Genomic DNA, 18,548 nt, shown 5'->3' on the forward strand with positions numbered 1-18,548 from the left:
ATTTTGCCAGCCCTTGTCGTGGAACTGTCACACCCGCGGTACGCAGTAGGTCAACGAATTAACCTCGCGGGGCACCAAGTGCATGTGAATTGGCAAGCCCTGGTGTTGGTTGTGTTCTATTTCAGCCCAAGGTCGGTTCTTGCTGTATCGATCAATGCGCGATAGACATTGCCCAGCATGCCGCCGGCTTTTTCTTCGGTGATCCCGCGCGTCTCATACTCGGCCTTGAATACCACCTGGCAAGCATCGCCATCCGCAATGATCTCCATTCTGGCCCGGTAGTGTGCCAGTGGCATGGGGCCGGGCTCTGTCATGGCGTAGCTGAGTGTCAAGGCGGCTTCATCGCGTGCCTCCAGCCGCTCCGTCATCACTCGTCCTCCTGGCATGCACAGGTGTCGGCAACTGCCGGTGCCCTCACCCTCCATCCTTACCTGCTCTGCCAGCCCCGCTCGTTCAATGGCGGCGAAGTCCTGCATAACTTGCCAGGTTTCGTACGCACTGGCCTCGACGGTTTCGCTATGTTCGAAATGCAACATTTTTAACCTCCTAAACCTGTGTTTATTGATTATTTAGACCTAATTTAGGCTTTTAATGGCATTAAAGTCCGTTAAAAATAAGGAAATGTCAAATAATTAAATCTATGTGGACGAATTAATTTAACATGTGTTAAGTTCATGGTGAGTGGTACAGCGCTCGTCCGACAGAGTGCTTCGTTCAGGCCCCGGGCAGGCACAGGAGGGTGATTGCCGTGATCTTGGGAAGGCCGGGCAAGTAGGGGGCGGCCGTTATGAACGTTGGCAGTAGCTAACGATACCGAATGCAGTCTCGGCTCGGTCGATCGTGACTGCAGACAATCTCACGGGAGAGGACTCATGGAGACAGTTGGCAAGGCCTACCGCAAAGCGGTGGGCATTTCAGGTGACTTTGATGCGATCGTAATCGGCTCAGGAATGGGGGGGCTCAGTGTTTCCTCCATCCTTGCGCAGCAAAACAAGCGCGTGCTACTGCTGGAACAAAACAACGTGATGGGGGGTATGACACAAGCCTATTCGCGTCATGGCTATCGATGGACCGTCGGTATGCACTACATCGGTGAGGTGGGCTCGGCGCAATCTGCGGGATGGAAGCTGTTCAACTACGTCACGGGGGGTGGCTTGCGGTGGACACCGATGCCAAGGATTTTCAATCGCATGGTTATTGGCGAGCGGCACTATGAGATACCGGCTGGCGCGGAGGCCTACGGCAACCTGCTAAAGGATCACTTCCCCCACGAAGTGGAAGGCATCGATAAATACATGGCGCTGATTGGGAGCGTTGCAAAGAGCTCCGCCGGTTATTTCGCCCAGAAAGCCATGTCGAGCGAAGCAGCAGACGGCGCTTACGACGATATGTGCGCGAGTTTTCACAGTTATTCGGATCGGCTGACTATTGATGTCCTTTCCGAGCTGATGAGCGATCCGGAGCTAATTGCATTGATATGCGCCAACTGGGGCGACTACAGCCTGGAGCCGACCAGAAGCTCTTTTGCCATGCATTGCATGCTGGCTAAGCACTACATGAATGGCGCCTATTATCCTGTGGGCGGTGGCATGGCCTTTTCCAAGCTGATGGCACCGATCATCGAGGACGCTGGCGGTGTTCTATTACACAGCGCCGAAGTCAGTAAAATCCTTGTGGAAGCCGGTGTTGCCACGGGTATACGACTGAGCTCGGGTGAGGAAGTCCGGTCCCCGGTGGTCATTAGCGATGCCGGTGTCCAGAACACGTTCTCCCGGTTGGTGGATAAGCAGGTCAGTCGCGAGGCCGGCCTTGACCGACTTCTGGCGCGTGTCACCGATACGTATGCTGTCGTAGGTCTCAATATTGGTTTCGATCGGTCAGCAGAAGCGATTGGATTTAATCCCGCCAATATCTGGTCACACCCGACAAATGACCTGCAGGCTAACCTGGGCGCGCATCGCGATAACTTTGATGCGCCTTTCCCTTGGATCTTCACCACCTTCCCCTCCACAAAGGACGCTTCCTGGGGCCAGGAGTGTCCTGGTAAAGCGACCGTCGAAATGTATGCCTACACTGATTACAAGCACTTTAAGCAGTGGGCGGGAACACGTTGGATGAAGCGTGGCGAGGATTATCTGGCTATCAAGGAGAAAATCCGCGAGCGTTTGCTGGAAGAGCTTTTTCGGCATGTGCCGCAAGCCCGTGAAGCTTTGGACTATGTCGAAGTGTCCACGCCACTGAGCTACGAAACCTTTGCCAAGCGTGAGCGTGGTGGCTTCATGGGCATCGAGTCATCACCGCAACGCTTTCGTCAAAAATGGTTGCGTGCACGAACGCCAATTAAAGGGCTTTACATAACGGGGCAGGATCTGGCTACAGATGGTGTTATCGGGGCGTTGGTTGGTGGCGTAATTTGCGCGTCCGCCGTAGTTGATAAAGACCTGATGAGTCATATCCGTGCTTCGTAAACCAATGGGGCTGATCTTTGCCGGGGCGGTCATCTTGAGCCTTTTTCGCTCGGGCGAGCCGCCAACATTGACTTTCTTGTTCTCTCTCGCGGCATCGCGATTATAAGCAATGAAGCTTCGGGGCGGTTGTAGGCAAGTCTGGCTGTAGCTGCTATCGATATGGGGTGCGGTGGTTTACCCGCCGCTTGGTCTACCAAATTCGCTTGCCAGATTTAGTATCCACTCTTTAGTTTTTGTAACTTCGCTTGAAGGCTCTATGTTTTCAGGGGCTACTAAATAATAGGCGGGCTTCCTTGATAAATTCATGTTTAGTTCGAATGGAATGACAAGCTCTCCGGAGTCTATGTATTTTTTTATAAAATCTTTGTTAATTAACGCAATGCCAACTTCGTTCAGGACTGCTTCCAGTGTATGGATGGAGTTTAAAAACCACGCTTTCTTGGTTATCTTTATTTTTTCATATCTAGACGATGCAAGGTAGTTGTCCCACTGAATAAGCCTACGTTCAGTATAGATGAGCCTGAAGTTAATCAGGTCTTCTGGGCCCGAAAGCTTGTCGTTACCTTTGGTCAGGTTGGGGCTGCACACAGGGCAGACATTTTCCTCAAAAAGAAAGGCCTCGTTTAGTTGATCCCAGTCCCCAAACCCATAGCGAATTGCCAAGTCAATCTCTTCCTTTTCAAAATCAAAATGGCGGACTGTATCCACAAATCTAATATTAAGATCCGGGTGAGTCGTATAAAATCGGTCGAGGTTGGGTAATAACCACATTTTAAGCAGCATGGGTGGAGCCGCAATGCTGATTACGGATGCATCACCTTTTTGCATCACGTCTCTAGTGGCCGCTTCGATATCGTCGAATATCAGCCGCATCCTGACCAGGTATTTTGTTCCCGCATCGGTGAGTTCAATTCTTCGGTTAAATCGCTTGAACAGCCTGGCCCCGAGATATTCTTCCAGCTTTCGGATTTGATTACTGACCGCCGCTGGGGTCACGCACAGTTCTTCTGCGGCTGCCTTGAAGCTGAGTAGCCGTGCAGACGCCTCGAAAACTCTCAAGCTGTTCATTGACGGTGTTGTACGCATAATCGCTTCGGATCACTTTAATTTAACTGACGGCAGGAATTATAGTCGTTTGTCATTTTCAGTGCCATGCATCAGCATACGTACAACTTATTAATAATCGCTTTGCGCTGAAGTGGCATGCTCACCTAGAGCAAGAGGCATGGTTATGTCTTACTTGATTGGGCTGGCTCATGTTGAATTGTTGCATCCAGCAATTAACCCCGTCTTTTTAGAAAATCTTTACCTAGGAGAACTGCCAGAAATTATGGATTAAAATCCCGCGATATGGCTAGTGACTTATGTTTACGGTTTGGCTGTATTTTTTACCCGAATGAGTGTTTGTATATTAAATAATGGCTGGTTTTTAGCGCTCGAGGTGAGGCGGTATGTTGATCGATGGTTGTTGCTCGATTTTTCTGGCCGTTGATGTGGTTTTAGTGTCGACTTCGAATGGAGGCGTTTGCCTACGCCGGGGAATGGTATGGCAAGAAGGAAAACAATGAAAAGCGGAAAAATTCCTGGTGGGTTTCAGTATCAGTAGGTTTTTTTGCTACTCAGCACCTGCCGATAATTCACTGAAATGAAGGTGGCTAAATGCAAAACAATTCACATAAGCGCCCGCTCGATGGGATTCGCGTCATTAGTCTTGAACATGCTATTGCAGCCCCCTTTTGTACCCGTCAGCTGGCTGATCTCGGAGCCGACGTGATCAAGGTCGAACGGCCTGGTGTGGGCGACTTTGCACGGGGTTATGATCAACGGGTGCGAGGCATGTCGTCCCACTTTGTCTGGACAAACCGATCCAAGAAAAGCTTGACGCTGAACCTTAAATCGGACGATGCAGAACCGGTGATGGACGCGTTGCTGGAACGCGCCGATGTCCTGGTGCAAAATCTCGCTCCGGGTGCGGCGGCGCGTTTAGGGCTGTCCTTCGAGCAACTGCACGAGCGCTACCCCAGGCTGATTGTCTGCAATATATCAGGTTATGGCGAAAGTGGGCCCTATCAAGACAAGAAAGCCTATGACCTTCTGATTCAAAGCGAGGCGGGTTTCCTGTCAACCACGGGCATGCCGGGCTCGAATGGTATGGTTAAGGCGGGATGCTCCATTGCTGATATCGCTGCTGGAATGTACGCCTATACCAACATCCTGTCCGCTCTAATCCATCGCCAGCATACCGGACTTGGTAGCTCAATCGACGTCTCCATGCTGGAAAGTCTGGTTGAATGGATGGGCTATCCCATGTACTACGCATTCGAGGGTGCGGAACCACCGCCGCGGGCGGGGGCATCCCATTCAACAATCTATCCGTACGGTCCATTCTTAGCCGGTGACAACCGTTCGGTGATGCTTGGGCTTCAGAATGAGCGCGAGTGGCAATCTTTTTGTTCTGCCGTCTTGCAACAACCGGAACTCGCTGAAGACGAGCGATTCAACGCCAACTACAAACGCTCAGAGAACCGGGATGCCCTGCGCGATCTGATCCATGAGGCCTTCAAGTCGCTGACGGCCGAAGAGGTCATCGGCCGTCTTGACGAGGCCAAGATAGCCAATGCGCATGTCAATGATATGGGGGCTGTATGGTCGCATCCTCAGCTTGAGTCTCGGCAGCGCTGGACTCACGTCGGAAGTCCCAGTGGCGATCTGCCGGCCCTGACACCTCCCGGCGTTAACAATGCCTACCGCCCGAGAATGGATCCGGTGCCGGGGTTGGGGCAACACACGGATGAGCTACTGGTTGAATTTGGGTTCAACGAAAATGACGTTCAACGTTTGAGGCGAGCATCCATTATCTGAGGGGTATGCGAGGTGACATCTTTCCAGCTAACGAGATCTGTCCTGTTTGTGCCGGCATCCCGACCGGATCGTTTTCCTAAGGCGCTTGCTTGCGGTGCTGATGTTGTGGTTGTTGATCTGGAGGATGCTGTGGCGTTGTCCGAAAAGGAGAAGGCGAGAGAATTGCTCCGGCAGTACCTGGAAAGCCACTCGGGCGCTAAGCTGATTGTTCGAGTCAACGCGGCCGATACAAAGGAGTTTGCACAGGATCTGGAGCTGTGCCGGCAGCAAGCGGGGGTTGCCGCGATCATGTTGGCAAAGGCACAAAGTGTTGAAGCCTTGCAGGTTGTGGCCGGCACCGGCAAAGCTGTGTGGCCCTTGGTTGAAACAGCGCTCGGCGTTGACCAGCTTCCGCGAATGTCCGGTGTGAAAGGAGTGGAGCGATTTTGCCTGGGAGGTCTGGATATGGGCGAGGACCTGGGTATGAAGCCCGATACTGCAGGGGCCAAGATCGTATTGGATCGAGTGCGCAGTGACCTGATTTTGTACTCGGCACTGGCTGGATGCGAAGCACCCATAGAAACCGTTTATCCTTCGATCGAGGACGATGTGGGTGTAGAGCGGATCGCCCGACAAGCCTGTGAGATGGGCTTTGCCGGTATGCTTTGCATTCATCCTCGGCAACTGCCGTCGATTCACCGAGGTTTCAGCCCGGCGCCTGATGAGCTGGACTGGGCTAGACGGGTGCTTGCGGCTGCTGAAGGCGGGGATGGCGTCTTTACGGTTGATGGCAAGATGGTGGATGCTCCGGTCATCCACCGAGCGCGTTTGATATTGAGTCAAGCGGACGAAGTCGATGTCGCATGAGGACGCCATCAAAAGCTGATATAAATTAAATGTCTCCGTCGCTGCGGGTATACATTGCCCTGCAATCGTGTTGATCCATTCAGTTCCTGACGAGGTTCATTGTAAATGCCACATCTCGCGCCAGCTATCCGCTCTGGTTCACTGTTGTTTTTAGCGGGCCAGCTTGCGCTCGACAACACGGGTCAAATAAGCGGCGATATTGAAGAGCAAACAGCGCTGATTCTTCAGCATCAGTTCGCGGTGTTGTCCCAGCATGGCCTGAGTGCCAACAATGTCGTAAAGGCAGGTGTGTGGATTACTGACAAAGCCAACTTCCAGCGCTTCGATCAGGCCTTTGCGGATGCCTTTGGTGCCCATCGTCCCACGCGCTCGACTGTCGTCTCGCAGTTGGCGGTTGACGGGGCTCTGGTGGAAATTGATTTGATCGCATCCTTTGAACCGCTTACGTTCTGATCTCGGCCTTTCGGAGTTTCTGTGCAATCTGGTCTAAACGGCCTTTCTGACGCCATAGATTCCCCTGATCGGAATAATCTGGCCCAGGCCTGCCATTGCCTCAAGCTGGCGGGTTTCCGGTCAGCCGAGCCTGAAACATATTGGCCAGGGCGAGAGCGGGCTCACTCAATACCTCGGTTTTGAGGGTTGCGATTCCTATGTCGCGAACCACTAGAGGGTCTTCAAGCCGCAGCGTGCGTATTTTCCGGGACATGTCTTTCGGTATGGCCAGTCTTGGCACAATACCTATTCCGAGACCAGAGGCTGCGAGGTCAACGAGCGTTGCGGCTTGCCTGACACTGCAAGCGATATTGAGTTGTCTATCGCCACTCTCGAGATATTCGGTTAACAGCATTGGCGTTTCTTGTCCCTTATTCTGAATGATCACCGGCATACCCTGCATGACCAGCAGTGGTAGTTGGGTCAGTTGATTCAGCGATAGGGTGTCTGGTAAGTCGTGGAAGTGATCGTTTGAGGCCAGTGCAACCAGCGGTTCACGGAGCATGCGCTTGAACTTTAAGTCAGACCGGGACTGCACAAACGGTGTAATACCGAAATCGATCTCGCGATTTCGTACCGCTGCCAGCAGGCCGTTGGAGGTTACTTCACGAATATGCAGCGAGACCTTGGGAAAGCTGGATCGGAATTCCGTTAGTACCGATGCGAGCGTGCTGGCGGCAACGGTCGGTGCGCAGCCGAAAACCACCCGTCCGCGTCTCCGCTCGGCTGCGTCCCGCGTTTCCACAATACCTTCTTCCATACGACGGATGGAATCCTGAACGCGTTCCAGAAGATTGGCTCCGTCCGGCGTCGGTGTGACATTCCGGGTCGTGCGTTCAAGAAGTTTTAGCCCGATTTGTCCCTCAAGTTCCGCTATTTGCATGCTGATTGCCGAAGGCGTACGCCCCAGCTCTTCAGCGGCGCGACTAAAGCTGCGCAGTTGGGCGACGCGGGAGAAGGTGTGCATGAGCTTGAGATTGACGGACATAACTTTTCCTATGCAGATCAGCAATGCTGAACAAGCTTCATAAAAACTGAAAAATAAAGAAAACCGATCAGAGCTTCTGAACAAACTACGTCAGGAGCTGGCTTCGGTCAACGGCCAACCGGTCTGTTGCAGCGGTGCGCATCAGGGGATGCACGGGTCGTTCTCAGCTAAATAGATAACGTTTTGTTCAGGAAAATATTTCTCGTGTTAGTAGCCGTCCGGTGCGCGGATTGCAGACGGGCTGGAAAGCGGGAGAGAGCGCATAAATACCGAGCTATCATAGCTAAGGAAATCTGATTAAATATTCAGAATAATCAGATTGCGTGAAATATCGTCGGGACTTACATTCAATGTGTGGGTGGGAAGTCCTTGGCTCAGAAAGATAACTAGCGGGTCGTTCCTCCCTCCCCTTGCCGTCAGCGCAATTTCAGTGGGGCCAGAGCGCTAATGATTGCTTTGGGATAACTTGCCTGGCGATGCTGTTGCCGCCTCATAACCTAACAATGATAAGTATCGGAGGAATCATGAAGCTATTTCCCAAGGTAATACTGTCTGTTTTTCTGGGACTTTGGGCCACCGTCGCATCCGCTCAAGATCTGGTGATGGCCCACGCCCTGTCGTCAACGTCACACTACGGCCTGGGCGTAAAGGCTTTTGCCGACAAGCTTCACGCGCTATCAGGTGGAAAATACAACGTTGAGCAAGCGCCTGCAGGCCAGCTTGGTGGCGAGCGCGACTTGATTGAAGGCGCTCAGATCGGGTCTGTCGATCTTGCGATCGTTGCATCCGCTCCTTTGGCGAATTTCGTGCCCGAAATCTCTGTTTTTGATCTACCGTTTCTTTTTCGGGGTTACGACCATGCCAGAGCCGTGCTTGACGGCGAGATTGGCGATGAACTGCTCCAAACTGTTAGTCAGCACAACCTCAGGCCCCTGGCATGGTCCGAGAACGGTTTTCGAAACCTGACCAATTCAAAGCATGAGGTCTCCAAGCCTGCGGATCTTGTCGGTCTGAAAATCCGGACCATGGAAAACCGCTTACAAATGGCGGCTTTCAAAGGAATGGGAGCATCGCCAACGCCCATGGCGTTCAACGAACTTATTCCTGCCCTGCAACAAGGGGTGGTTGATGGGCAGGAAAATCCGCTGACCGTTATCACGTCGTCACGCATGTGGGAAGTCCAGAAGTACTATTCTGCGACCCGGCATGTCTATTCACCCGCGATTATTCTCGCATCCCCAGCCATTTACGATGGACTTTCCGATGAGGAAAAAGGTTGGTTCAAGCAAGCCGCGGATGTCGCGGTGGCGGCGACGCGAGCGGAAGTGACGCGACTGGAATCGTCCGGTGTTGAGGTGTTGAGACAGCATGGAATGAAGGTGACAACCGACATCGATCGGGCTGCCTTTGCCAAGGCTGCCGAAGCGGCTTCCTACAAGCTTTATACCGACTCCTTCGGGTCCGACCTGATCGATAAGATCCGGGCTGTCAAATAAGCGGCGTACGGCGAGATAAGTCGCATGGCGCGAGAGGAGGCGCCATGCGTCCTTCGGCGCACACCTACCGTTCGATGGGAGCTTGATCCATGAACCTAATACTGTCTGCAGAGGCACTGACCTCAAAAGTTGCGGTGAGAGGAGCCGTGTTCTTTCTCGCACTAGCGACCGGCCTTACTATTTATCAAGTCGTCACCCGATTTATTTTTGGTGCGCCTTCTTCCTGGTCCGAAGGTGCGGCCCGAACGGCGATCATTTGGACCGTTTTCCTAGGTGTGTCGCCCACGATCCGAAATGGAAGCATGATCGCCGTCGATGTGGTGCAGGCTGCTTTGCCGCCCCGTTGTTCTCGTTTACTTACCACTGTCGCACGGATCGTCAGTTTGGCGTTCTTTGTGGTGCTGGGCTGGTATGGAGCGATATTAACCGACCGGGTTTCATCGCAAATCCTTTCATCGCTCAATATCTCGATTGCGTGGGCTTACGCTGCGATCCCCGTGGGCTCATTCTTCGCTGTTATTTCATTGGTCGCCGAGTTTGTTCGCTCGGCGGATGTAAATACAACCTTTGAGCTGGCTAATCCTGGTGAAGGGTTTGACCGATGAATGCTGCGCTCGTTACTTCAATGATCGTGCTGTTGTTCTCCAGCGTGCCTGTCGCTGTCGCCATTGGTGTGGCATCGATTGTCGGGATTCTGGTGTTTGGTCACCTGCCATTATTAATTGTTCCCCAGAGAATGTTTGCCGGACTCGACAGTTTTCCCTTGATGGCGGTTCCGCTTTTTATACTTGCAGGCAACATTATGTCCCGGGGCGGCATATCGGTGCGGCTGGTTGATTTGGCGAAGTCGCTGGTTGGCGGATTGCGTGGTGGTTTGGGGGCAGCTTGTGTTATCACATGCTTAATGTTCGCGGCCGTCTCAGGCTCTTCTGTAGCAACAACATTTGCTATAGGCGCCATCCTGATCCCGGCGATGGTTAAAAACGGGTATCCGACGTCCATGGCGACATCGATCCAGGCGACATCGGCAGAACTTGGCGTACTTATACCGCCGTCTATTCCGCTTATTCTCTATGGTGTCGCGACGGAAACGTCAGTCGGGCAGCTCTTTCTCGGTGGGTTTGGGCCCGGTTTGTTGATAACACTGACGTTACTGCTGACCGTCTATATCGTCTGTCGCGTACGGCGTGTTGGGCTCGATGACGGGCTCGACCGCATCCCGTTCGGACGCGCCTTGTGGTCTGCAATTCCTGCTCTTGCCGTGCCTGTCATTATCCTTGGGGGGATTTACACCGGCATTTTCACGCCAACAGAAGCATCTGCGGTTGCAGTGGCTGCTGCTCTAATTGTTGGCCGATTCATCTATGGTGACCTGAGCCTGGCCGATCTTCCGGTCATTTTTCGCACAACCGCCATATCCACGACCTCAATCATGCTGATCATCTCTGCAGCCTCGCTGTTTTCATTCCTGATAGCCAGATCGGGTCTTACTTCGGATATCGCGGGACTTTTCTACGGGGCGTTCGACTCAGAAGTGACTTTCCTCTTGGCAATAAACATCTTGCTGTTAATTGTCGGGATGTTTGTTGAGACCTCTGCGGCGATCCTTGTCCTCGCCCCCATCCTGACGCCTATCGCCGTTTCATTCGGGGTTAGTCCCGTCCATTTCGGGCTGATTGTGGTGGTTAACCTGGCGCTCGGGATGGTGACGCCGCCGCTGGGAGTCAATCTCTTTGCCGCGTGTGCCGTGGCTAACACGTCAATAGACAAAATCATACCTCAGCTCTTGTGGTTTGTAGTGGCCATCTTCGCCAGCCTGATGGTGATCACTTATGTTCCTGCCATCACGCTGGCCCCCGTCGATTGGTTGATGGGAAGTCGCTAACTTGATGTGTTCGGGGGCGGTTTTTGAGATCTTTTGATCGGTCGATTAGTTATTAATTGTAACGGTTTTGGCTATTGCAATAGCGCTGTTGCCACCCGGCAGACAATCCAGAGGTAATTGATATGAAGACAGTTGGAATCATCGGTGTTGGCCTGATGGGGCATGGAATCGCCAAAAATATTGTCGGCAAAGGCTGGGATCTCCACTTCCTCGATCAGGAAGGTAATCAACCCACCAGCGATTTGATTGAATTAGGCGCCAAGCCGTCCAGGCATGCGGCGGAAATGGCGGCTATGTGTGATGTCCTTGTGTTGTGCGTCACTGGGACGCCTCAGGTAGAGGATGTACTTGTTGGGGCTGGCGCTGCACTCAATGCACTTCAACCGGGAACGATCATTGTTGATTGCTCGACAGCCATTCCAAGTTCCACCCGTAGACTTGCCGAGAAAGTCCGAGAGAAGGGCTGTGAGTTTATCGATGCCGCGATGACTCGGACGCCCAAGGAAGCTGAAGAAGGCAGGCTCAATCTTCTGGTTGGAGGCGCAACTGAAACCATCGATCAGTTGCGCCCTCTCTTGGAAAGCTTCGCCGAGAATATTTTTATCGCTGGGGGGGTTGGATGTGGCCACCAGCTGAAGCTTGTTCACAATATCGTCTCCCTGGGGACGGTGACCCTGATTGCTGAGGTTGCAGCCTGTGCAATAAAGGACGGTATGGACGTTACCGCCATGGTGGACTGTCTCCGCAAAGGTGGCGCCGGAGGGGCCGCACTGGAGCGGGTGGCTCCTTATATCCTGGAGGGAAATTCGGAGATGTTGCGATTCACCATTCAGAACGCCTACAAGGACGCAGGCTATTACAGTCAGATGGCGAAGGAACTGGGGAGTGCGCACATCATGGCGCAAGCCGTGCAGGATACTTTGGGCGGTCTTGTGGAGCGCGGTGAAGGCAATGCTTTCATGCCGGAGCAGGTAAAACTGCTTCAGCAAGATTGAGGTCGCCTGGGAAAGGTATCTGATAAATCGAGGCATCCTTGTGTAGGGCGGTATCACGACTTTATTTGTCAGGTAGTCTAATTAATTTATAAGAATATTAAGTTTGTCTGAAATATTGGGTCGGCTTATCGTAATCATCGAGAGAGCTGGTTTCCCTTCTCGAATCTCTGCTTTTGGGATGCCCGACCTGGAATAGGGGGAGTCATGACCGATATCTACGTGGCGTGTGAGGTGAGCGGAAACATCGCGACCGTCACATTAACGAATCCGCCGCTCAATGTGTTCAAGGTTGAGATGACGGGGCAGCTGGACGCGATTCTTGAGTCGCTGCGTGACAACGACTCGGTCCGCGGAGTGGTTTTAAAAGGCGCCGGCAAAGCCTTTTGCGCGGGTTCCGATATCGCCGAGTTTAAAGATTATTACCAGCCTGGGCGGGTTGTCGACTTGAAGTTAAGGCGGCAGAACGCGGTTTTTCAGAAGCTGGATTCTTTTCCCAAGCCTGTCGTAGCGGCGATTCATGGGCTCGCATTCGGCGGGGGGCTGGAAATCGCAATGTGTTGCGACCTGATTGTCGCCGAAGAGGACAGTCGTTTCGCGCTGCCGGAAATGCGCCTGGGAGTGTTTCCCAGCAGTGGTGGCCCTTTTCGGACCGTTCGCAGGATTGGCGAAGGGCGGACGAAGCAACTTATTTTCCTCACAGACCCGGTGAGTGCACCGACGGCTCTGCAGTGGGGGCTGATCGATCGTATTGCCCGCAACGGCGAGGTTTTTGAGGTTGCAACAAAGCTTGCCGCGGAAATGGCAAAGCGCCCGCCTACCGCCTTCAGTCTGTGCAAAGCGTTGATTGATGATGCCACTCACTTGTCTTTGCCCGAGTTGATTTCCCGATCGCTCGAAGCGAGCGACAAAGCATTTTCGTCCGCTGAGTGCAGAGAAGGTGTCCGGGCCTTTTTTGCCAAGGAAGAACCTCAATTCGGCCGGACTTTAAGCCCCTCGGAGGAATGATGAAACCGCTAGAAGGATTGAAAATCGTCACCATCGAGCACTTTGCGGCCGGGCCATATGGCTCAATGCTCCTGGCGGATCTCGGCGCGACTGTGATCAAAGTCGAGAATGTCAGGACTGATGGCGATCCAGCGCGGCGCCTGGGACCTTATTTCATCGGTGACAACGACAGTCTGGTTTTCCAGGGCTGGAATACCTGCAAGCAAAGTCTCTCCCTGGATCTCAAAAACCCGGAGGATCGGCTTGCCTTTGACAGTGTGGTGCGCTCGTCCGACGCCGTAATGAACAATCTTCGGGGCGATCAGCCAAGCAAGCTGGGCTTGGATTATCCCAGTCTCAAGCACCTCAACAAAGGGCTGGTTTGCCTCCATATATCCGCCTATGGCCGCAACAACTCCCGGGCTTCCTGGCCGGGGTATGACTATCTGATGCAGGCGGAAGCGGGCCTGATGCATCTCACGGGCGATCCGAGTGCCGACCCAACCCGGTTCGGCGTTTCGATTATCGACTTCATGACAGGCACATTCGGTGTCATGGGTCTGCTGGCCAGCCTCTTAAAGGCCAGAGCGTCGGGCGAAGGCGGCGACGTTGATGTCAGTCTGTTCGACGTTGCCCTGCATCAACTGGGCTATGTTGGCACCTGGTACCTGAATGAGGGGGCCGAATCGAACCGCGTGCCCCGCGGCTCGCACATGTCAGTGTCACCAGTTCAAACTTTTACGTCAGCCGATGGCTGGATTTACGTGATGTGTATGACAGAGCATTTCTGGCAGGTAATGCTGGAAAAACTGGAGCGTCAGGACCTGGCAAAGGATCCCCGCTTTAGTGACCAGAATACACGTTCCCGTAATCGCGATGAGTTGACCGTCATTCTCGACGAAGAATTCGCACGCTTTCCGACAAAACATTGGCTGGAGTTGTTTGAGGGAATTTTGCCGATTGCGCCCATATTCTCGGTAAAAGAGGCATTGGAAAGTCCGTTCGTTAAGGAGGTTGAAATGATCTCCAACGTGCCGCACCCCTCACGTCCCGACTTGCGCCTTTTATCGAGCCCTTTGCGCTTCAATGGCCAGAGGCCCCGTCAACGTGCCGGTAGCGCACTGGGTGCCGATAACGCCGAAATACTGAACAGAGACATTCGGTCTGCGACGCGATAGAGAAAACGAGCCGTACCGTCTGACGCTGTTGCCCAGGGCGGTTTGAAAGAACACAAGAGGATTGCAGCATGAAAGTGACTGAAATGCAGGAAACACTGATCATTCCAGAGCCCCATAATCTCATAAATGGCGAAAAGGTGCCTTCGGGAGCGGGCCGAGTCCTGCCGGTTGTATCGCCCATCGACGGAAAAACCTTCGCAGAAATTGCGGACAGTGAGGCTTCGGATGCTGATTGGGCCGTGTCGGTCGCGCGCCAGGCTTTTGATGATGGTCCCTGGGCAAAGCTCACTGCGGCAGAACGTGGACGATTGATGATGAAACTTTCCGAGCGAATTCTCGAGGAAGCGGAATCACTGGCACAGCTTGAGACCAAGGATAACGGGAAGCCGATTAAGCAGTCTCGCTCAGATATGTTGATCGCCGCCCGATATTTTGAGTTTTATGGCGGGGCGGCTGACAAATTCCATGGCGAGGTCATTCCGTTTATGGATGGCTACGATGTGGGCATGCATAGAGAGCCTCACGGTGTCGTTGGCGTTATTCTTCCGTGGAACTATCCTGCCCAGCAAATTGGGCGTTCGGTCGCGCCGGCTTTGGCCATGGGCAATACCGTGGTACTCAAACCGTCGGAAGACGCCAGCTTGAGCGGATTGCGGATTGCAGAGCTTGCACTCGAAGTCGGTTTTCCCGCCGGCGTTTTCAATGTCGTGACCGGGCGAGGGGATGTGGTTGGCAAGGCTTTGTCGGAAAACCGGAGCGTTGACTTCATCTCTTTCACCGGTTCGCCCGAAGTCGGGACAATGATCCAGATCGCGGCCGCCAAAAACTTTGTGGGCTGCACTCTGGAGCTTGGCGGGAAATCTCCGCAAATTGTATTCGAAGACGCCGACCTATCCGCTGCGATTCCCGTCCTGGTCAACGCGCTTATTCAGAACGCGGGTCAGACATGCTCCGCTGGAAGTCGTGTTTTGATTCAGCGCTCCATATACGAGCAGGTTGTCTCGGAGTTGAAGTCGCGCTTTGAAGCGATCGAGGTTGGCCCTTCTGATGAGGCCGCCATCATCGGCCCGGTGATCTCCGAGAAACAGAAACATCGTGTCGAGCAATATATCGCTCGTTCCAGTGAGCCCGTCATTGCTCGTGGGAAGATTGGTGAAAATTCGCCAGAAGGCGGATTTTATGTTGCACCTGTACTTTTCGGTCCGTGCGATCCGGAATCCGAAATCGCTCAGGAAGAGGTGTTTGGGCCCGTGCTTTGCGTGATTCCCTTTGATGACGAGAAAGAGGCGATCGCGATAGCTAACGGCACTGATTACGGGTTGGTCGCCGCCGTCTGGACCCGCGACGGAGCGCGGCAAAAGCGGGTTTCCAAGGCATTGCACTGTGGGCAGGTGTTTATCAACAACTACGGCGCGGCAGGCGGCGTTGAATTACCCTTCGGGGGTGTGCGCAAATCCGGTCACGGGCGTGAGAAAGGGTTTGTTGCACTGCACGAATTCTCGCGAATCAAGACGGTCGTGGATTATTACGGCTAATGGTCTGCAGGGCCCTTGTCTTTGATCGGTGTCACCGCAGCGTGTCCGTAGCAAGGGGCAAAGGAGATTCCCTATGAAAATTGCGGTTATGGGAGCCGGTGCAGTTGGCTGCTACTACGGGGCGATGCTCGCACTTGCAGGCCATCACGTCGTGCTCGTCGGGCGGGAGCGATTTGTCGACGCCGTGTCGCAGGGCGGTTTGGCCCTGGAGAAAGAGGGAAAGCAGTTGGTGGCTCCGGTAGAGGCCAGCTGTGATCCTGCCGTGATTGCAGGCGCCGAGATGGTACTGATCTGTGTGAAATCCGGCGATACCGAAAAGGCCGGGCGACAAATAGCGCCTTACCTTGATTCGGAATGCCCTGTGTTGAGTTTGCAAAACGGTGTGTCCAACTCTTCAACACTGACGGGCATTCTGGGACGGCCAGTCATGCCTGTGGTGGTCTATGTGGCAAGTCGCATGACCGCGCCCGGCGTTGTGCGTCACGAGGGACGCGGCGATCTTGAGCTGTCAGGCAGGGAAGCTGGAGAGATAGCCGCTATCCTTGGCGCTGCCGGCGTGCAAACAGACCTCTCTGATGACGTGATGGGATCGCTCTGGGCGAAGCTGGTGGTTAACTGCGCCATCAATCCGCTTTCAGCCATTACGGGTTTACCTTACGGAAAGATGGCGGCCCAGGATGGTATCCCATCTCTCATGGAAGAAATCGCCCGCGAAGCTATTGCGGTTGCCCGGGCGGAAGGCATCCATGTCCCGGGCAGTGTGTTCGAAACCATTCGAACCATTCCGTTGTCTATGGCTGGACAATATTCATCAACGGCGCAAGACCTCATGAACGGAAGGCCAACTGAAATCGACTTTCTCAACGGCGAAATAGTAGAGAGAGCCGCCGGGCATGGCATCGACGTTCCCATCAATCGCACCTTAACGCTGCTTGTAAAAAGTGCAGAACGCAGCCGTGTGGTTAATTCTCAGTAGGACAGTAGAGCTATGGAAGTACAGCATATCGCAGCGTTTTCAAATGGATCGAAGGGTGGTAATCCGGCAGGGGTTGTTATTTGTGAAGAAATGCCTGGTGCCGATCAGATGCTCGCGATAGCAGCCAAGGTCGGGTACTCCGAAACGGTATTTGCCGAACCGGTAGAGGGGCGGTGGCGGGTGCGTTATTTCGCACCAGAAGTGGAGGTCGATTTTTGTGGTCATGCCACGGTCGCGCTGGGGGCTGCCCTGGCAAAATACAAAGGGCCAGGCCTCTTCCCGCTCAAGCTTAACCAGGCAGACATTACCGTTGAAGGTTATCGGTCTGGGGAAGCGTGGGGTGCTTCCCTCCAGTCCCCACGAACGCGTAGTGGTCCGGTTGACGAGGCCGTGATCGATGAAGCGTTAGCGCTTTTTGGCCTGACCCAGACTGATCTCGATACCCGGATACCGCCTGCGATGGCGCACGCCGGTGGCGACCATTTGATACTGGCACTGAAGGACCGCGAGACTCTCCGGGGAATGCGTTACGAGCTGGAAAGGGGGCAGGCGCTGGCGTCGCGTATAGGGATAGTAACCTTCAACTTGGTCTACGCGGAATCTGCTCAAGTATTCCACGCCCGTAATCCCTTTCCGGTCGGTGGCGTCTATGAAGACCCAGCCACTGGGGCCGCCGCGGCCGCCCTGGGTGGATACTTACGTGACCTTGGTTGGCCCCATGGCGGGTCTGTCATCGTTCATCAGGGGGAGGACATGGCCGTTCCTTCCCGCCTGGAAGTCGAAATCACGCCGGAGCGCGGCGCCAGTATACGGGTTTCAGGCGCGGTGAGAATGATGCGCGAACCTCAAACTCTGGAGGATTAAGGAGTGACGATGACGCCAGAAGAGAAACTGACTTCGCTTGGTCTTGTCTTGCCCCCGGCACCTGAGCCACTGGCTCACTATCGTCCGGCGCGACTCGTTGGAAATACCCTTTACCTTTCCGGGCAAATGCCGAGGAACGCGGACGGCTCGTTCATTCTCGGACGCCTGGGTAGCGATGCAACGGCAGATGAGGGCTATGCGGCTGCCAGAAACATCGGATTGCAACTGCTGTCTGTCGTCAAGGCCGCGGTGGGCGATCTTTCCCGGGTAGCCGCCGTGGCAAAAGTGACGGGGATGGTCAACGCGGAACCCGATTTTCTGGATCATGCTTCCGTGATCAACGGCTGCTCTGATCTTCTGATCGATGTGCTCGGCGAAGCTGGTTACCACGCCCGCTCCGCTGTGGGAATGGGCTCCCTTCCGTTCGGCGTGGTTGTCGAGATCGAAGCTGTCCTCGAAATCAAACCGCAAGACAGTGAATGAGTGTTCGTCGCTTGGGGTGTGGACTCTGGTGTTTATCGGAGACTCCCTGAATGCGACGAAAAACGAATCACGGTTCTAATACCCTGCCTGTTAGCTGAATTCATTCAACCAGGATACTAAAAATATGACTCACAATTGTGTAAAACGCCTTGGTCTGGTTATTAAAAAGTCTGGTATGTCGCAAGAAGATTTTGAAGCCCATTGGATGACGACCCATGCCGAGCTGTGCAAAAAGCTTCCAGGGATGCTGCGCTACTCAGTGAATCTCGTCAGTCGAGAAGAATTTCCTGAGTTTGGCTACGACGGTTTTTCTGAGCTCTGGTTCAGATCCGAGGAGGACCTGAAGGCCGCTTTTGCCAGTCCCGAGGGTGTGGCGTTGCTGGCGGATCTCCCAAATTTTACAGAATCAATTTATCCGATTCTCAGTCGTGAGTATCATCAGATCTGGTCTGGGGAATAAAGAAATACAAACAAAAACCGCGGGCTGAGCAGGGGG

At 53.7% G+C, this 18,548-nt stretch carries 18 protein-coding genes; 15 read left to right on the plus strand and 3 right to left on the minus strand.

Annotation, left to right across the window (positions count from 1 at the left end; genetic code table 11):
• Positions 1-116: 116 nt before the first annotated feature.
• Complete coding sequence (locus J3364_RS20010) at positions 117-536, minus strand: SRPBCC family protein (protein WP_349559927.1); 420 nt, start codon at positions 534-536, stop codon at positions 117-119.
• 336 nt (positions 537-872) lie between these two features.
• On the opposite strand from J3364_RS20010, the gene J3364_RS20015 reads away from it, so the two are divergent.
• Positions 873-2,468 carry a phytoene desaturase family protein gene (locus tag J3364_RS20015; protein ID WP_349559928.1) on the plus strand — a complete coding sequence of 532 codons (1,596 nt, stop codon included), beginning with the start codon at positions 873-875 and terminating at the stop codon, positions 2,466-2,468.
• Positions 2,469-2,642: 174 nt separating this feature from the next.
• Here J3364_RS20015 and J3364_RS20020 read toward each other — a convergent pair whose 3' ends face one another.
• Positions 2,643-3,554 carry a LysR family transcriptional regulator gene (locus J3364_RS20020; RefSeq protein ID WP_349559929.1) on the minus strand — a complete coding sequence of 304 codons (912 nt, stop codon included), beginning with the start codon at positions 3,552-3,554 and terminating at the stop codon, positions 2,643-2,645.
• A gap of 573 nt (positions 3,555-4,127) precedes the next feature.
• Between J3364_RS20020 and J3364_RS20025 the strand changes: the two genes are divergently transcribed.
• The 3 genes from J3364_RS20025 (at position 4,128) to J3364_RS20035 (ending at position 6,629) form a co-directional block, all read left to right on the plus strand.
• Entirely contained in the window at positions 4,128-5,330 is a 1,203-nt protein-coding gene (locus J3364_RS20025; RefSeq protein ID WP_349559930.1) for a CaiB/BaiF CoA transferase family protein, read from the plus strand.
• A gap of 12 nt (positions 5,331-5,342) precedes the next feature.
• A complete protein-coding gene (locus J3364_RS20030) occupies positions 5,343-6,176 on the plus strand; it encodes an HpcH/HpaI aldolase/citrate lyase family protein (protein WP_349559932.1) in 834 nt (277 codons plus the stop codon).
• Between the two features lie 105 nt (positions 6,177-6,281).
• On the plus strand, positions 6,282-6,629 hold the full coding sequence (locus tag J3364_RS20035) for a RidA family protein (RefSeq protein ID WP_349559933.1): 348 nt from the start codon (positions 6,282-6,284) through the stop codon (positions 6,627-6,629).
• 100 nt (positions 6,630-6,729) lie between these two features.
• Here J3364_RS20035 and J3364_RS20040 read toward each other — a convergent pair whose 3' ends face one another.
• Positions 6,730-7,656 (minus strand): LysR family transcriptional regulator, encoded by a 927-nt coding sequence (locus J3364_RS20040; RefSeq protein WP_349559934.1) that lies wholly within the window; start codon positions 7,654-7,656, stop codon positions 6,730-6,732.
• A 524-nt stretch (positions 7,657-8,180) separates the two neighbouring features.
• Here J3364_RS20040 and J3364_RS20045 point away from each other — a divergent pair.
• The 11 genes from J3364_RS20045 (at position 8,181) to J3364_RS20095 (ending at position 18,512) form a co-directional block, all read left to right on the plus strand.
• Entirely contained in the window at positions 8,181-9,152 is a 972-nt protein-coding gene (locus tag J3364_RS20045) for a TRAP transporter substrate-binding protein (protein WP_349559935.1), read from the plus strand.
• 89 nt (positions 9,153-9,241) lie between these two features.
• Entirely contained in the window at positions 9,242-9,757 is a 516-nt protein-coding gene (locus tag J3364_RS20050; protein WP_349559936.1) for a TRAP transporter small permease, read from the plus strand.
• Positions 9,754-11,037 carry a TRAP transporter large permease gene (locus tag J3364_RS20055; protein WP_349559937.1) on the plus strand — a complete coding sequence of 428 codons (1,284 nt, stop codon included), beginning with the start codon at positions 9,754-9,756 and terminating at the stop codon, positions 11,035-11,037. The genes J3364_RS20050 and J3364_RS20055 overlap by 4 nt, the downstream gene beginning before the upstream one ends.
• Positions 11,038-11,159: 122 nt before the next feature.
• Entirely contained in the window at positions 11,160-12,032 is an 873-nt protein-coding gene (locus tag J3364_RS20060; RefSeq protein WP_349559938.1) for an NAD(P)-dependent oxidoreductase, read from the plus strand.
• 204 nt (positions 12,033-12,236) lie between these two features.
• On the plus strand, positions 12,237-13,037 hold the full coding sequence (locus J3364_RS20065; RefSeq protein ID WP_349559939.1) for an enoyl-CoA hydratase/isomerase family protein: 801 nt from the start codon (positions 12,237-12,239) through the stop codon (positions 13,035-13,037).
• Entirely contained in the window at positions 13,037-14,194 is a 1,158-nt protein-coding gene (locus tag J3364_RS20070; RefSeq protein WP_349559940.1) for a CaiB/BaiF CoA transferase family protein, read from the plus strand. The genes J3364_RS20065 and J3364_RS20070 overlap by 1 nt, the downstream gene beginning before the upstream one ends.
• A 68-nt stretch (positions 14,195-14,262) precedes the next feature.
• Positions 14,263-15,729: an aldehyde dehydrogenase family protein gene (locus tag J3364_RS20075; RefSeq protein WP_349559941.1), complete on the plus strand. Its 1,467-nt coding sequence runs from the start codon at positions 14,263-14,265 to the stop codon at positions 15,727-15,729.
• 73 nt (positions 15,730-15,802) lie between these two features.
• Positions 15,803-16,705 carry a ketopantoate reductase family protein gene (locus J3364_RS20080; protein WP_349559942.1) on the plus strand — a complete coding sequence of 301 codons (903 nt, stop codon included), beginning with the start codon at positions 15,803-15,805 and terminating at the stop codon, positions 16,703-16,705.
• Positions 16,706-16,717: 12 nt separating this feature from the next.
• A complete protein-coding gene (locus tag J3364_RS20085) occupies positions 16,718-17,569 on the plus strand; it encodes a PhzF family phenazine biosynthesis protein (RefSeq protein ID WP_349559943.1) in 852 nt (283 codons plus the stop codon).
• Positions 17,570-17,578: 9 nt separating this feature from the next.
• Positions 17,579-18,052, plus strand: a complete 474-nt coding sequence (locus tag J3364_RS20090) for a RidA family protein (RefSeq protein ID WP_349559944.1) — start codon at positions 17,579-17,581, stop codon at positions 18,050-18,052.
• Between the two features lie 124 nt (positions 18,053-18,176).
• Positions 18,177-18,512 (plus strand): EthD family reductase, encoded by a 336-nt coding sequence (locus tag J3364_RS20095; protein ID WP_349559945.1) that lies wholly within the window; start codon positions 18,177-18,179, stop codon positions 18,510-18,512.
• Positions 18,513-18,548: the final 36 nt, after the last annotated feature.

The sequence above is a fragment of the Marinobacter sp. NFXS9 genome (assembly GCF_040148665.1).
Classification (GTDB): Bacteria; Pseudomonadota; Gammaproteobacteria; order Pseudomonadales; family Oleiphilaceae; genus Marinobacter_A; species Marinobacter_A mangrovi.